The organism is Methylopila sp. 73B, from assembly GCF_000526315.1.
Taxonomy (GTDB): domain Bacteria; phylum Pseudomonadota; class Alphaproteobacteria; order Rhizobiales; family Methylopilaceae; genus Methylopila.
In genome coordinates this window covers 3523179-3537696 of sequence record NZ_JAFV01000001.1, presented here as the reverse complement: position 1 = coordinate 3537696, position 14518 = coordinate 3523179, and the positions used below count along the sequence as shown (strand labels likewise).

Genomic DNA, 14518 nt, shown 5'->3' with positions numbered 1-14518 from the left:
TCGCGGCTCCGCCGCGTCCGGGATGACGGCCGACGTCACTCCCCCCAGACGCGCTCCAGCAGCGCCAGCCAGTTCCGCCAGGCGATCTTCTCCAGCGTCGCGTCGTCGTAGCCGTGCGCCTTGAGATGCGCGAGCAGGCGCGGCAGGCCGCTCGCGTCGCCGAGCGCGTCCGGGACGATCGCGCCGTCGAAGTCCGAACCGAAGCCGACGTGGTCGACCCCGAGCGCCGCGATCAGGTGGTCGAGGTGCCGCGCCATGGCGTCGAGCGCGGTGTCGCCGCGCATGCGGCCGTCCTCGCGCAGGAAGCAGGTCGCGAAGTTCAGCCCGACGAGGCCGCCCGTCTCCCGGATGGCGGCGAGCTGCGCGTCGGTCAGGTTGCGGGCGTGCGGCGTCAGCGCGTGGGCGTTGGAATGCGTCGCGACCAGCGGGCGGGCGGACAGCTTCGCGACGTCCCAGAATCCGGCCTCGTTGAGGTGGCTGAGGTCGAACACGATGCGGAGCTCGTCGCAGGCCCTGACCAGGCGCTTGCCCGTTTCGGTGAGGCCCGGCCCGATGTCGGGCGAGGCCGGGAACCGGAACGGCACGCCGTGGCCGAAGATCGTCGGCCGGCTCCAGACCGGCCCGAGCGACCGCAGGCCCGCGGCGTGCAGCGCGTAGAGCGCGTCGAGATCGGCGTCGATCGCCTCGGCGCCCTCGATGTGGAGCACGGTCGCGAGCGCGTCCCCCGCCATCGCCGCGCGGATGTCGGCGACGCTGCGGCAGACCGCGACGGCGCCCTCCGACGCGCGCTCGATCCGCAGGAGCAGCGCGGCCATCGCGAGCACGGCCTTCTGCGCGTCGCCGAGCGGCAGGCGGTCGGGCAGCGGCACGTCGTAGGTCGCGGCCCGCATCAGCTCAAGGTAGTCGACCCCGAGCTGTGGCGACGGCGTGAAGATCGCGAACATGCCGCCGGCGAGGCCGCCCTCGCGCGCTTTCGCCAGGTCGATGTGCCCGCCGACGCCGCCCTGCAGGAACGCCCCCACGCCCCGGTCGTCGTCGCCGCTCATGTGAAGACGCAGGAGGGTGTCGTTGTGGCCGTCGAAGACGGGAATGGTCGGCGCGTCGGTCATCGCGCGAGGAGATCAGGCGCAGGCCGGCGGCGCAACGGGACGAGCGCCTCAGGAACGGGCGCGGGGATCCCTCCTCGCGCCGAAGGCGTGGGGAGGGTGGCCTCGGCGCAGCCGAGGTCGGGTGGGGTCTCGGGCGTCGAGCGCTGCGGCGGCGCGCCTCTTTCTGACTCCACCCCACCCGGCCGGGCTTCGCCCGTCCACCCTCCCCTCTGTCGAGGGAGGGATGCCCGCGCTTTCTGCGGATCGGTGAGGACGCCGTGAAGGGCTCAGATCAGGCCGCGGCTCTCCGCAAGCGTCTTGAGGCTGACGAGCGGCCTTGCGCCGACATGCGAGATCACCTCCGCCGCGGCGAGCGAACCGAGCTCGCCCGAGCGCTGGAGCCCGAGGCCGCGGACGTGGGCGAACAGGAAGCCGGCCGCGAACAGATCGCCCGCGCCGGTCTTGTCCACGATCGCGCCGTCGACGGGAGCCGCCGGCACAGAGACCCGCTCGCCGCCCTGGAGGACCACGCAGCCGTCCGCGCCCAGCGTCACCGCCGCAAGCTTGGCGTCGGCCGCGACCGCCTGCAGCGCGGCCTCGATGTCGCCGGTCTCGTAGAGCGCCTTCAGCTCGCTGTCGTTCGCGAACAGGATGTCGACCACGCCGGCGCGGATCAGTTCCAGGAACTCCGCCCGGTAGCGATCGACGCAGAACGAGTCCGACAGCGACAGCGCGACCTGCCGGCCGGCGCCGTGGGCGATGTCGGCCGCCTTGCGGAAGGCCTCCTTGGCCGCGGGCGGGTCCCATAGGTAACCCTCGAGATAGGTGACATGCGCGGCTTCCACCGTCGCGGCGTCGATGTCGTCGGGCCCGAGCGCCTGCGCGGCGCCGAGGTAGGTGCTCATGGTGCGCTCGCCGTCCGGCGTCACCAGCACGAAGCAGCGGGCGGTGGCGGCGCCTTCGGTCGCGGGGGCGGACGGGAAGTGGACGCCGATCGCCGTGATGTCATGGGCGAAGACGCCGCCCAGCGTGTCCGCCTTCACCTTGCCGAGGAAGGCGGCGCGCCCGCCCAGCGAGCCAAGGCCCGCGAGCGTGTTGGCGGCCGAGCCGCCGGAGGCCTCGATCGCGGGGCCCATGCGGCCGTAGAGCGCCTCGGCGCGCTCCTCGTCGATCAGCGTCATGGAGCCCTTAGCCAGCCCTTCGGCGGTCAGGAAATCCTCTTCGGCGACGGCGATCACGTCGACGATGGCGTTGCCGATGCCGAGGACGTCGTAGTTCGCGTGCGACATGGTGGATAAACGCTCCGAAAGGCGGGGTCGGCGGGCGGCGTGAGGGGCGGCGAGGCCTTGCATGGCCGCCGGGCGGAGGCCATAACGCGCCCTCGTTCAGAGGGCAAATCCAAGATGACGAGCGCGTCCCAGCGGGTCTTCTCCGGCGTCCAGCCGACCGGCAACCTCCACCTCGGCAACTACCTCGGCGCGATCAAGCGCTTCGTGGAGCTGCAGGAAGGCTACGACTGCATCTACTGCGTGGTCGACATGCACGCGATCACCGTCTGGCAGGACCCGGTCGAGCTCAAGAAGTCGATCCGCGAGGTCGCCGCCGCGTTTCTCGCCGCCGGCGTCGACGGCTCGAAGCAGATCGTCTTCAACCAGAGCCAGGTCCCCCAGCACGCCGAGCTCGCCTGGGTGCTGAACTGCGTCGCCCGCCTCGGCTGGCTGAACCGCATGACCCAGTTCAAGGAGAAGGCCGGCAAGGACCGGGAGAACGCCTCTGTCGGGCTCTACGCCTACCCCAACCTGATGGCGGCCGACATCCTGGTCTACCGCGCCACCCACGTGCCGGTCGGCGAGGACCAGAAGCAGCACCTCGAGTTGGCACGCGACATCGCGCAGAAGTTCAACAACGATTTCGCGGCGTCGATCGCGGCGAACGGCCTTTCCGAGAAGTTCTTCCCGCAGCCCCAGCCGCTGATCGCGGGGCCTGCCACCCGGGTGATGAGCCTGCGCGACGGCGCCAAGAAGATGTCGAAGTCGGATCCCTCGGACGCCAGCCGCATCAATCTCACCGACAGCGCCGACCAGATCGCCAACAAGATCCGCCGCGCCAAGACCGATCCGCTGCCCCTGCCGGAGAGCGTGGACGGGCTGAAGGAGCGTCCGGAGGCCGACAATCTCATCGGCATCTACGCAGCGCTCGCCGACACCGACGCTCAGGGCGTCATTGACGAGTTCGGCGGCGGCCAGTTCTCGCAGTTCAAACAGGCGCTGGTCGATCTGACGGTGGCGAAGCTCGGCCCGATCAACGCCGAGATGACGCGCCTCGTCGCCGATCCCGGCCACATCGACCGCGTGCTGGGCGACGGCGCCGCGCGCGCCGAAGCGATCGCGGCGGAGACCATGACGTCGGTGAAGGACATCGTCGGCTTCGTCCGCCGGTGACGGCGTTGCGCGGCCACCGCGCCGCGCGCATCCTCCCGTCATGATCGCGCAGCGCCGCTCCTACGAGGCCGGGCACCGGCCGAAGTTCCTCGTCGTCGTGGACGACAGCGAGGAATGCGACCGCGCCGTGCGCTTCGCCGCGCGCCGGGCGGCGCGCGTCGGGGCGGACCTCGCCCTGCTCACGGTGATCACGCCGGGGGAGTTCCAGCACTGGTTCGGCGTCGGCGACGTGATGCGGGAGGAGGCCGCGGCGGCGGCCAGGGCGCATCTGGCGCGGGTGGCCGCCAAGGCGCGCGACGCCGCGGGCGTCGAGGCCGAACTGCTGGTGCGCGAGGGCGCGAAGTCCGAGGAGCTGGTCGCGGCGATCGAGGAGGACGAGGACGTCGCCCTGCTCGTGCTCGCGGCCGGCGTCAGCGCGGAAGGGCCAGGCCCGCTCGTCACGCAGATCGCGGGCCGCTCCGCCGGCACCTTCCCGATCCCGGTCGCGATCGTTCCCGGCCATCTGACGGACGACCAGATCGACTCGCTGGCCTGACGCCCGGCCCCAGCATTTGACCGAGCGGTTGAAAACCACCATCTGTCTGACGACAGGCGCCGCGACCGGCGCGAAGGCTCCGCGCCTTGAACCCGGAGGCTGACCTCAAGATGTTCATCCAGACCGAAGCGACCCCCAATCCCGCGACGCTCAAGTTCCTGCCCGGCCGCGACGTGCTGCCCGGCGACACGCTGGAGATGCGCAACGCCGACGAGGCCGCGCGCTCGCCCCTCGCCCAGACCCTGTTCGCGATCGACGGCGTGTCCGGCGTGTTCTACGGCTCGGACTTCATCACCGTGACCAAGGCCGGCGGCGAGTGGCCGCACCTGAAGCCCGCGATCCTCGGGGCCATCATGGAGCACTACCTCGCGGGCGGGCCGCTGGTCGCCGAAGGCGGCGCGCAGGCGGCGACGGGGGGCGACGAGTTCTTCGACGAGGCCGACGCCGAGACGGTCGACACCATCAAGGACCTGCTGGAGACCCGGGTGCGCCCCGCGGTGGCGCAGGACGGCGGCGACATCACGTTCCGCGGATTCCGCGAAGGCGTCGTCTATCTCGACATGAAGGGCTCATGCTCCGGCTGCCCGTCGTCGACGGCCACGCTCAAACAGGGCATCGAGAACCTGCTTCGCCATTTCGTGCCGGAAGTCGAGGAAGTCCGGCCCGTCGCGACCTGAGGCGCAGACGGCGCCTCAGCCGCCCGACAGCGCCCTGAACTCATTCGCGATCCGCTCGAAGTACCGGACCCGCACGACGTCGCCCAGGACGAAGACGGTGGCGACCAAAGCGACCGCCATGACGCTTGCGATCAGCGCGTACTCGATCGCGGTCGCCCCGCGCTCGTCGCGCGCGAACCGCCGAAGCGCCGCCTGAACCTGCCCCGCCATGCCAATTCCCCCGTCCGCGCGTCCTGCGCGTGTCGATCGGCGGAACGGGCGTCAGAGCAGGGCGACGAGGTGCGCGATCAGCGGCTCGTCGGCCGGCGGCATCGGATAGTCGCGGAGCGCCTGCGGGCGGACCCAGCGCGTCGCCTGTCCCTCCCGGCCCGTTACGATCCCCGTCCACCGCCGGCACACGTAGAGCGGCATCAGCAGGTGGAAGGTCTCGTAGGCGTAGCTTGCGAAGGTGAGCGGCGCGAGGCATGGCTCCTCGACCGTGACGCCGAGCTCTTCGGCAAGTTCCCGGATCAAGGTTTCTTCCGGCCGCTCGCCCGCCTCGACCTTGCCGCCGGGAAACTCCCAGAGCCCCGCGAGGGTCTTGCCTTCCGGCCGCTGCGCGAGAAGCACGCGGCCGTCGGCGTCGACCAATGCGCAGGCGACGACTAGGACGAGCTTGGGCTTTACGTCCGCGGACATGATGGCGACCACACGTTAAAGGGGAGTTGTGCGGACGCCGCGATTACGACCGATAGTCCGCATTGATCGCGATGTAGCCCTCGGTCAGGTCGCAGGTCCAGACGCGGGCGGTCCCTGCGCCGAGCCCCAGCTCGACGCCGATCGTGATCTCCTGGTTCTTCATGTAGGCCGAGGTCTCGGCCTCGTCGTAGTCCGGGTCGCGCTCGCCTTCGAAGGCCACGCGAATAGGGCCGAAGCGGATCGTCAGCCGGTCGCGGTCCGCGGGCTCGCCGGCCTTTCCGACCGCCATCACCACGCGGCCCCAGTTGGCGTCCTCGCCGGCCGCCGCGGTCTTGACCAGCGGCGAATTGGCGATCGACAGCCCGATCCGCCGGGCCGAAAGGTCGCTCTCCGCGCCCTCCACCTCGACGGTGATGAACTTGCGCGCGCCCTCGCCGTCGCGGGCGACGAGCTGCGCGAGTTCGACCAGCAGCTCCTCGAAGGCCGCGGCGAAGTCGGCGAGCGCTGGCCCGCCGGCCTCGGTGACGAGCGGGTTGCCGGCCGTGCCGGTCGCGAAGGCGAGCAGCGTGTCGGAGGTCGAGGTGTCGCCGTCGATCGTCACGCAGTTGAACGAGCGGTCGACCGCCGCCGACAGGATCGCCTGCAGCGCGGCGGGGGCGATCGCGGCGTCGGTCGCCACGAAGGCGAGCATCGTCGCCATGTCGGGCGCGATCATGCCGGCGCCCTTGGCGATGCCGTTGATCGTCACCGTGACGCCGCCGATCTCGGCCGTGCGGGTCGCGAGCTTCGGGAAGGTGTCGGTGGTCATGATGGCGCGGGCCGCCGCGTCCCAGCCCTCGCCGACGCCCGAGGCGACCAGTTCGCCCATCACGCCCGCGAAGCGGGTGGCGTCGAGCGGCTCGCCGATCACGCCGGTGGAGGCCAGGAAAATCTCGGCCTCGGGGCAGCCGACCGCCTGCGCCGTGATCTCCGCCGTCAGACCTGTCGCAGCCCGGCCCTTCTTGCCCGTGAAGGCGTTGGCGTTGCCTGAGTTGACCACCAGCGCGCGGATGCGCCCGCCGGAGACGCGCTCGCGGCACCAGTCGACCGCGGCCGAGGGGCAGCGCGAGCGGGTGAACACCCCCGCGACGCTGGTCCCTTCCGCGAAGGTCGCGAGCAGCACGTCGGTGCGGCCCTTGTACCGGATGCCCGCGGCGGCGGTCGACAGCGTCACGCCCGGGATCGGGGGGAGCGCCGGAAAGGACGTCGGGGCGAGCGGGGAGACGGCGGTCGACATGGGACAGGTCCGAAAGCAGGAGGCGCTAAGTTCGAAGCCAAGCTCCGGCCTCTGGTCCCGGCCTCGAGCCGAGACAAGAGGCCGGGACAAGAAGCAGCGAACGCGAACCCTACTTCGGCGCCGGCGCGTCCGCGGGCGGCGTCGGCTCGGACGGCTCGCCGGCCTTGGTGCGTTCGACCTTGGCCTCGCCGCGCAGCTTCAGCACCAGGTCCTGCTGCGCGGTGCGCACGACGTACTGCTCGATCTGCGGCTTGACCTGCTCGAACGGCGGGATCGGGCGTTCGCGCTTCTCCGTCACCTTGATGACGTGGAAGCCGAACTGGGTCTTCACCGGCTGGGAAACCTTGTTCGGCTCCAACTTAAAGACCACTTCGTCGAACGCCGGGACCATCTGGCCCTTGCCGAAGAAGCCGAGATCGCCGCCCTGCTTGGCGGAGCCGGGATCGGTCGAGACCTCCTTCGCGACGGCCGCGAAATCCTCGCCCTTGGCGAGACGGTCCTCGACCTTCTTGGCCTCGTCCTCGGTCTTGACGAGGATGTGGCTCGCGCGGACCTCCTGCTCGGGCTTCAGGTTCTTCGCGGTCTCGTCGTAGAGCTTCCGCATCGCCTCGTCGGTGACGGCGGCCTTCGAGGTCTTCTGGAGCAGCTCCTCCATCAGCGCGCGGTCGTGCAGATAGGCGATGCGCTGCTTGAACTCGGGCGTCTCCGAGAGCTTGTCCTTCTCGGCTGCGTTCGCCGCAATCTTCAGATCGATCAGATAGTTGAGCGTGTAGTCGCGGCGCTGCGGCTCGGTCATGGAGGCGAGCGACTGCTGCAGGTCCTCGGCGGCGATCTCGACGTCGGCGGCGGTGATCTCCTCGCCGTCGACGGTCGCGAGCACGGTCTTGGGATCGAGCGGCTTGGCCTCGGCGGCCGCGGCCGGCGCGGGGGCGGCAGCGGGCGGCGGGGTCTGCGCGAGGGCCGGCAGGGCGGCGCCGAGCGCGACGGTCAACGCGGCGCCGAGCACGGCCGACCGCCGGGCCCGAAGAAGCGAAAATGTCATGAGAACCTTCCATTTTGAGCGTCTTGGCGCCCCGATCGCGCGGGAGAGTGTCCGAAAGGGCTCACATTGACAACCCTCGGGGTCCCTCTTATCTCGACCTCTGCCGCAAGCCGCGCGCGAGGCGGCTCCAATTCGAGGGGATTGCCGGGGGTCCGAAGGCCGCGAGCCGCGGCGTCGCCCCTCCGACCGAGCGCTCCGACACGGTCCGCGCCAGTCTTGAAAGGTTCGCCCATGTTCGGCGGTCTCGCCCGACGCCTGTTCGGCTCATCGAACGACCGACGCATCAAGGCCTTCCGCACGAAGGTCGCCCAGATCAACGCGCTGGAGCCCGAACTCTCGGCGCTCAGCGACGAGCAGCTCCGCGCCAAGACCTCCGAGTTCCGCGACCAGCTCGCGAACGGCGCGAACCTCGACGACCTGCTGGTCCCGGCCTTCGCCGTGGTCCGCGAGGCGAGCAAGCGCGTGCTCGGCCAGCGCCACTTCGACGTCCAGATGATGGGCGGCATGACGCTCCACGAGGGCCGCATCGCCGAGATGCGGACGGGCGAAGGCAAGACGCTGGTCGCGACGCTCGCGACCTACCTCAACGCCCTCACCGGCAAGGGCGTCCACGTCGTCACCGTCAACGACTACCTCGCCAAGCGCGACAGCAGCTGGATGGGCCGCATCCACGGCTTCCTCGGCCTGTCGGTCGGCGTCATCGTGCACGGCATGGACGACGAGGAGCGGCGCGAGGCCTACGCCTGCGACGTGACCTACGCCACCAACAACGAGCTCGGCTTCGACTATCTGCGCGACAACATGAAGTACGACGTCCGCGCCATGGTCCAGCGCGGGCACCATTTCGCGATCGTCGACGAGGTCGACTCGATCCTGGTGGACGAGGCGCGCACGCCGCTCATCATCTCCGGTCCGATGGAGGACCGCTCGGACCTCTACATCGCGATCGACGCCTTCATCCCGCGTCTCGACCCGGACGACTACGAGATCGACGAGAAGCAGCGCACCACGACGCTGACCGAGAAGGGCAACGAGCACATCGAGGCCATGCTCGCCGAAGCCGGCATGCTCAAGGGCGAGAACCTCTACGACGTCGAGAACGTCACCGTCGTCCATCACGTCACGCAGGCGCTCCGCGCCCACAAGCTGTTCTCGAAGGACAAGGACTACATCGTCCGCGGCGACGAGGTCGTCATCATCGACGAGTTCACCGGCCGCATGATGCCGGGCCGGCGCTTCTCGGAGGGCCTCCACCAGGCCCTCGAGGCCAAGGAAGGCGCCAAGATCCAGCCCGAGAACCAGACGCTCGCCTCGATCACCTTCCAGAACTACTTCCGCATGTACCACAAGCTCGGCGGCATGACGGGCACGGCCCAGACCGAGGCCGAGGAGTTCCTGGACATCTACGGCCTTGAGGTCGTCGACATCCCGACCAACCTGCCGGTGCAGCGCAAGGACGACCACGACGAGGTCTACCGCACCGCCCGGGAGAAGGAGGCCGCGATCATCGAGCTGATCCGCGACTGCGCGGAGCGCGGCCAGCCCATCCTCGTCGGCACCACCTCGATCGAAAAGTCCGAGACGCTGTCCGAGGCGCTGAAGCGCGCCAAGGTCGAGCATCAGGTGCTGAACGCGCGCTACCACGAGCAGGAGGCCTTCATCGTGGCCGACGCCGGCGTGCCGGGCGCGGTGACGATCGCCACCAACATGGCGGGCCGCGGCACCGACATCCAGCTCGGCGGCAACCTCGAGATGCGCATCGAGCGCGAGCTCGAAGGCGTCGAGGAAGGTCCTGAGCGGGAGGCGCGGATCGCGATCATCAAGGCCGAGATCGCCGAGAAGAAGCAGAAGGCGCTCGCCGCTGGCGGCCTGTTCGTGGTCGGCACCGAGCGGCACGAGAGCCGCCGCATCGACAACCAGCTCCGCGGCCGCTCCGGCCGCCAGGGCGACCCCGGCCGCAGCCACTTCTTCCTGTCGCTGGAAGATGACCTGATGCGCATCTTCGGCTCCGGCCGCATCGACGGCATGCTGCAGAAGCTCGGCATCCAGGAGGGCGAGGCCATCATCCACCCCTGGGTGAACAAGGCGCTGGAGAAGGCCCAGAAGAAGGTGGAGGCGCGGAACTTCGACATCCGCAAGAACCTCCTCAAGTACGACAACGTCATGAACGACCAGCGCAAAGCGGTGTTCGAGCAGCGGCTCGAGTTCCTCTCCGCCGAGTCGATCTCCGGGCCGATCGCGGAGATGCGCCACGACGTCATCGACGACATCGTCTCGAAGCACATCCCGGCCAACGCCTATCCCGAGCAGTGGAGCTCGAAGGAGCTCGAGGAGGAGGTTCGCGAGGTCCTGAACCTCGACCTTCCCATCGTGGCCTGGGCCGCCGAGGAAGGCATCGCCGACGAGGAGATCCGCGACCGGATCACCAAGGCGGCGGACGCCGCCGCGACCGACCGCGCCGAACGCTTCGGCCCGGACATCACCGGCCAGATCGAAAAGGCGGTGCTGCTGCAGACGCTCGACCACCTCTGGCGCGAGCACCTCGCGACGCTCGACCACCTGCGCCAGGTGATCGGCCTCCGCGGCTACGCCCAGCGAGACCCGCTGAACGAGTACAAGTCCGAGGCGTTCGAGCTGTTCGAGGCCATGCTGGCGCGCCTGCGCGAGACGGTCACCGCTCAGCTCATGCGCGTCGAGCTGGTGCAGTCGCCGCCGCCGCTCGCCGACGAGGACCTGCCCGAGATGCATGCGATCCATCAGGATCCGCATACCGGCGAGAACGAGATGGCGCTGGCCGACCAGTCCTACGCCTCCGCCGCGGACGAGAACGGCGCCTGGCCCCAGAGCGTGAACCCGAACGACCCGACCACCTGGTCCGCCGTCGGCCGCAACGCCCCCTGCCCCTGCGGCTCCGGCAAGAAGTTCAAGCACTGCCACGGCGCCTACGCCTGAGGCTGGCGAAGCGCGGAAACGAAAAAAGGCCGGACGCTCTGTCCGGCCTTTTTTGTTTGGGCGAGCGGCGCCGCCCTTCTCCCCTCCCCCCTGTGGGGAGGGGTCGGGGGTGGGGGTGGTTCCGGACGAGCCTCCGCCCGCGAAACCGCGCCCGAGCCCGCCTCGACCCGCGAGGTTGATTCTGCGCCACCCCCACCCCTGACCCCTCCCCGCAAGGGGAGGGGGACCATGCCGCCTCGCTCTACGCCGCTTCGGCGGGCGCCTTCGTCGGCGCGAAGCGGCCGTAGAAGGTGTCGTCCTTGGCGGCGAGGTCCTTGAGCAGGGCGTTAGGCGCGAAGCGGGGGCCGTGCTTGGCCGCAAGCCCTTCCGCCAGCGCCACGAAGGCCTTGGCGCCCATGCCGTCGATCCAGCTCAGCGGTCCGCCGGTGTAGGGCGCGAAGCCGAAGCCGAGGATGGCGCCCACGTCCGCCTCCCGCACGTCGGTGATCACGCCCTCCTCCACCGTCCGCGCCGCCTCCAGCGCCTGCGTCACCAGCAGGCGGTGGCGGATCTCGGTCACATCAAGCGCGTCCGGGTCGAGCTTGGTCTCCTGCAGGTCGGCGAGGCCGGGCCACAGGCTCTTCTTGCCGCCCTCGGGATAGTCGTAGAAGCCCTTGCGGTTCTTGCGCCCGAGCCGGCCTTCGGTCTCGACCAGCGTGCGGAGCAACTTCTCCTGCGCCGGGTTCACGGCGTCCGGCCCGAGCTGGGCCTTGGTGGCGTTGACGATCTTCAGGCCGAGGTCGAGCGCCACCTCGTCGTTCAGCGAGAGCGGACCGACCGGCATGCCGGCCTGCTTTGCGACGTTCTCCACCATCGCGGCGGGCACGCCCTCGGTCAGCAGCAGGTGGCCTTCAAGCATGTAGGCGATGACGCAGCGGTTGGCGAAGAAGCCGCGCGAGTCCTTCACCACGATCGGCGTCTTCCTGATGGCGCGGACGTAGTCCAGCGCGGTCGCGAGCGCCTTGTCCCCGGTCTGCTCGCCCTCGATCACCTCGACCAGAAGCATCTTCTCGACGGGGGAAAAGAAGTGGATGCCGACGAAATTCTCCGGGCGCTTCGAGGCCTTGGCGAGGCCGGAGATCGGCAGCGTCGAGGTGTTGGAGGCGAAGGTCGCGCCGTCCTTCAGCACGGCCTCCACTTTGGCGATGACCTCGGCCTTGACCTTGGGGTCTTCGAACACCGCCTCGATCACGAGGTCGCAGTCCGACAGCGCGGCGTAGTCCGGCGTCGCGGTGATGCGGCCGAGCAGGGCGTCGCGGTCAGCGCCCGAGGCGCGGCCCTTGGCGACCTGGTCGGAGATCAGCTTGCGGGCGAACTCCTTGCCCTTGTCGGCGGCCTCCTGGTCCCGGTCGACCAGCACCACCTCGAGGCCGGCCTGCGCGCTGACATAGCCGACGCCGGCGCCCATGAAGCCCGCACCGACGACGCCGACCTTCCGGATCGCGGCTTCGGGAACGCCGGCCGGGCGGCGCGCGCCCTTGTTCAGCTCCTGCATGGAGACGAACAGCGTGCGGATCATCGCCGCGGCCTCCGGCGAGCGCAGCACCTTGGCGAAGTGCCGGCTCTCGACGGTGAGCGCCAGGTCCATCGGCAGCTGCAGCCCGTCGAACACCACCTGCAGCATGGCGCGGATGGCGGGGTAGTTGTCCTGCGTCTCGCGGCGGTAGATGGCGTTCGCGGGCGGGAAGGTCATGAAGCCGGGCTTCGACCACACCGGGCCGCCGGGAAGCTTGAAGCCCTTTTCGTCCCAGGGCTTCACGGCCTTCGGCGTTCCCTTCAGCCAGGCCTTGGCGCGGTCGACGATCTCGTCCCTGGGCGCGACCTCGTCGACGAGGCGCATGGCGCGCGCCTTGTCGGGGCGGATCTGCTCGCCCTTCATCAGCATCTGCAGCGCGTCCTGCGGAGGCAGCATGCGCGCCACGCGGGTGGTGCCGCCAGCGCCCGGGAATAGGCCGACCTTCACCTCGGGCAGGCCCACGCGGGTGGAACCGTCGTTCGCCGCGACGCGCCAGTGGCAGGCGAGCGCCAGCTCGAACGCGCCGCCGAGGCATACGCCGTGGAGCGCGATCGCCCAGGGCTTTCCGGAGGTTTCGATCCGCCGGTAGAGCTGGCTGAGCTTGCGGCTCTCCTCGAACACCACGCCGGCCGCCGCGACCTCGCCGTTCTGCGCCTTCTCCCGGGCGTAGAGCCGGCCGATGCCCTCCAGCATCGTCAGGTCCGCGCCGCCGGAGAACGCCTTCTTGCCGGACGAGATCACCACGCCCTTCACGGCCTCCTCCGCGATCACCCGGTCGACGAGCGCCGACAGCTCGAGGATGGCGTCCGCGGAGAGCACGTTCATCGAGCGGCCGGGCATGTCCCAGACGATCGTGAGGATGCCGTCGCCGTCGAGCTCGGTCTTGAAGTTGGTCTCGGTCATCTGTCGTCTCCGTCATCCCGGACGGCCGAAGGCCGATCCGGGATCGTCAGCCGAAAAAGCGCTTCATGTTCCAGACGATCCCGGCTCTCGCTTGCGCTCGGTCGGGACGACGCAACGGCTCACACCCGCTCGATGATCGTCGCGGTGCCCATGCCGGCGCCAATGCACAGCGTGACCAGCGCGGTCGACTTGCCCGACCGCTCCAGCTCGTCGATCGCCGCGCCCAGGATCATCGCGCCGGTGGCGCCCAGCGGGTGACCGAGGGCGATCGCGCCGCCGTTGGGATTCACTCTGGCCGGGTCGAGATCGAAGGCCTGGAGGTAGCGCAGCACGACCGCCGCGAAGGCCTCGTTGACCTCGAACAGGTCGATGTCGGCGAGGCTCATGCCGGAGCGCGCCAGCACCTTCTTCGTCACGTCGATCGGCCCCGTCAGCATCAGCGCCGGGTCCGAGCCGATGTTGGCGAAGGCCCTTATGCGCGCGCGCGGCTTCAGGCCCGCGGCGTCGCCGGCCTCCTTCGAGCCGACCAGCACGGCGGCGGCGCCGTCGACGATGCCGGAGGAGTTGCCGGCGTGGTGCACATGGTTGACGCGCTCCACGTCCGGGTGGGCGTAGACCGCGACCGCGTCGAAGCCGCCGAGTTCGCCCATCTCCGCGAACGAGGGCTTGAGGCTTCCAAGCGATTGCATCGTGGCGTCGGGCCGCATGTGCTCGTCGCGGTCGAGCAGGATCTGCTCGTTGACGTCCTTCACCGGCACGACGGAGCCCGCGAAGCGGCCCTCCCCCCAAGCCGCCGCCGCGCGTTTCTGGCTCTCGACCGCATAGGCGTCGACGGCGTCGCGGGAGAAGCCGTACTTGGTGGCGATCAGGTCGGCCGAGACGCCCTGCGGCATGAAGTAGGACTTGATCGCGATCGCAGGGTCCATCGGCCAGGCGCCGCCGGAGGCGCCGAGCCCGACCCGGCTCATGCTCTCGACGCCGCCGCCGACCACGAGGTCGTGCTGACCGGACATCACCTGCGCCGCCGCGAAGTTCACCGCGTCGAGCCCCGAGGCGCAGAAGCGGTTGATCTGCACGCCGGGAACCTGGATGCCATAATCCGCGGCGAGCGCCGCCGCGCGGGCGATGTCGCCGCCGGCCTCGCCGACCGGATCGACGCAGCCCAGCACGACGTCGTCGATCCGGCCGGTGTCGAGCCCGTTGCGATCGGCCAACGCCTGCAACGCGGTGACGGCGAGGCCGAGCGTGGAGACCTCGTGCAGCGCCCCGTCCGGCTTGCCGCGCCCCCGGGGGGTGCGCACGGCGTCGTAGATGTAGGCGTCCGTCATGTTTGTCTCCCGTCATCCCGGCCGCAGCGAAGCGGAGAGCCGG

General features: G+C 70.0%; 12 protein-coding genes. 4 read left to right on the top strand and 8 right to left on the bottom strand.

Annotated features, from left to right (window positions below; genetic code table 11):
- Nucleotides 1-35 precede the first annotated feature (35 nt).
- Together K244_RS0116960 and K244_RS0116955 are read right to left on the bottom strand one after the other, a co-directional pair.
- Nucleotides 36-1109 (bottom strand): dipeptidase, encoded by a 1074-nt coding sequence (locus tag K244_RS0116960; RefSeq protein ID WP_020187483.1) that lies wholly within the window; start codon nucleotides 1107-1109, stop codon nucleotides 36-38.
- A 266-nt stretch (nucleotides 1110-1375) separates the two neighbouring features.
- Complete coding sequence (locus K244_RS0116955; protein ID WP_020187482.1) at nucleotides 1376-2377, bottom strand: adenosine kinase; 1002 nt, start codon at nucleotides 2375-2377, stop codon at nucleotides 1376-1378.
- A 114-nt stretch (nucleotides 2378-2491) separates the two neighbouring features.
- On the opposite strand from K244_RS0116955, the gene trpS reads away from it, so the two are divergent.
- The 3 genes from trpS (at nucleotide 2492) to K244_RS0116940 (ending at nucleotide 4741) form a co-directional block, all read left to right on the top strand.
- Entirely contained in the window at nucleotides 2492-3529 is a 1038-nt protein-coding gene (gene trpS / locus K244_RS0116950) for a tryptophan--tRNA ligase (RefSeq protein WP_020187481.1), read from the top strand.
- 40 nt (nucleotides 3530-3569) lie between these two features.
- Complete coding sequence (locus K244_RS0116945; RefSeq protein WP_020187480.1) at nucleotides 3570-4064, top strand: universal stress protein; 495 nt, start codon at nucleotides 3570-3572, stop codon at nucleotides 4062-4064.
- 110 nt (nucleotides 4065-4174) lie between these two features.
- Nucleotides 4175-4741, top strand: a complete 567-nt coding sequence (locus tag K244_RS0116940; protein ID WP_024816572.1) for a NifU family protein — start codon at nucleotides 4175-4177, stop codon at nucleotides 4739-4741.
- 15 nt (nucleotides 4742-4756) lie between these two features.
- Here K244_RS0116940 and K244_RS0116935 read toward each other — a convergent pair whose 3' ends face one another.
- The 4 genes from K244_RS0116935 to K244_RS0116920 form a co-directional block, all read right to left on the bottom strand.
- A complete protein-coding gene (locus tag K244_RS0116935) occupies nucleotides 4757-4951 on the bottom strand; it encodes a Flp family type IVb pilin (protein WP_020187478.1) in 195 nt (64 codons plus the stop codon).
- 51 nt (nucleotides 4952-5002) lie between these two features.
- Nucleotides 5003-5419, bottom strand: a complete 417-nt coding sequence (locus K244_RS0116930; RefSeq protein ID WP_036306969.1) for a (deoxy)nucleoside triphosphate pyrophosphohydrolase — start codon at nucleotides 5417-5419, stop codon at nucleotides 5003-5005.
- Nucleotides 5420-5462: 43 nt separating this feature from the next.
- A complete protein-coding gene (gene argJ, locus K244_RS0116925) occupies nucleotides 5463-6695 on the bottom strand; it encodes a bifunctional glutamate N-acetyltransferase/amino-acid acetyltransferase ArgJ (protein WP_020187476.1) in 1233 nt (410 codons plus the stop codon).
- Between the two features lie 109 nt (nucleotides 6696-6804).
- Nucleotides 6805-7737 carry a peptidylprolyl isomerase gene (locus K244_RS0116920; RefSeq protein ID WP_020187475.1) on the bottom strand — a complete coding sequence of 311 codons (933 nt, stop codon included), beginning with the start codon at nucleotides 7735-7737 and terminating at the stop codon, nucleotides 6805-6807.
- Nucleotides 7738-7968: 231 nt separating this feature from the next.
- On the opposite strand from K244_RS0116920, the gene secA reads away from it, so the two are divergent.
- The gene (secA, locus tag K244_RS0116915; RefSeq protein ID WP_020187474.1) at nucleotides 7969-10689 is read left to right on the top strand and encodes a preprotein translocase subunit SecA; all 2721 of its coding nucleotides are present in this window, start codon (nucleotides 7969-7971) and stop codon (nucleotides 10687-10689) included.
- A 241-nt stretch (nucleotides 10690-10930) separates the two neighbouring features.
- On the opposite strand, the gene K244_RS0116910 is transcribed toward secA, so the two are convergent.
- Together K244_RS0116910 and K244_RS0116905 are read right to left on the bottom strand one after the other, a co-directional pair.
- Nucleotides 10931-13147, bottom strand: coding sequence for a 3-hydroxyacyl-CoA dehydrogenase NAD-binding domain-containing protein (locus K244_RS0116910; RefSeq protein WP_020187473.1), 2217 nt, complete (start codon nucleotides 13145-13147; stop codon nucleotides 10931-10933).
- A gap of 119 nt (nucleotides 13148-13266) precedes the next feature.
- Nucleotides 13267-14475, bottom strand: coding sequence for an acetyl-CoA C-acetyltransferase (locus K244_RS0116905; protein WP_020187472.1), 1209 nt, complete (start codon nucleotides 14473-14475; stop codon nucleotides 13267-13269).
- Between the last annotated feature and the right edge of the window lie 43 nt (nucleotides 14476-14518).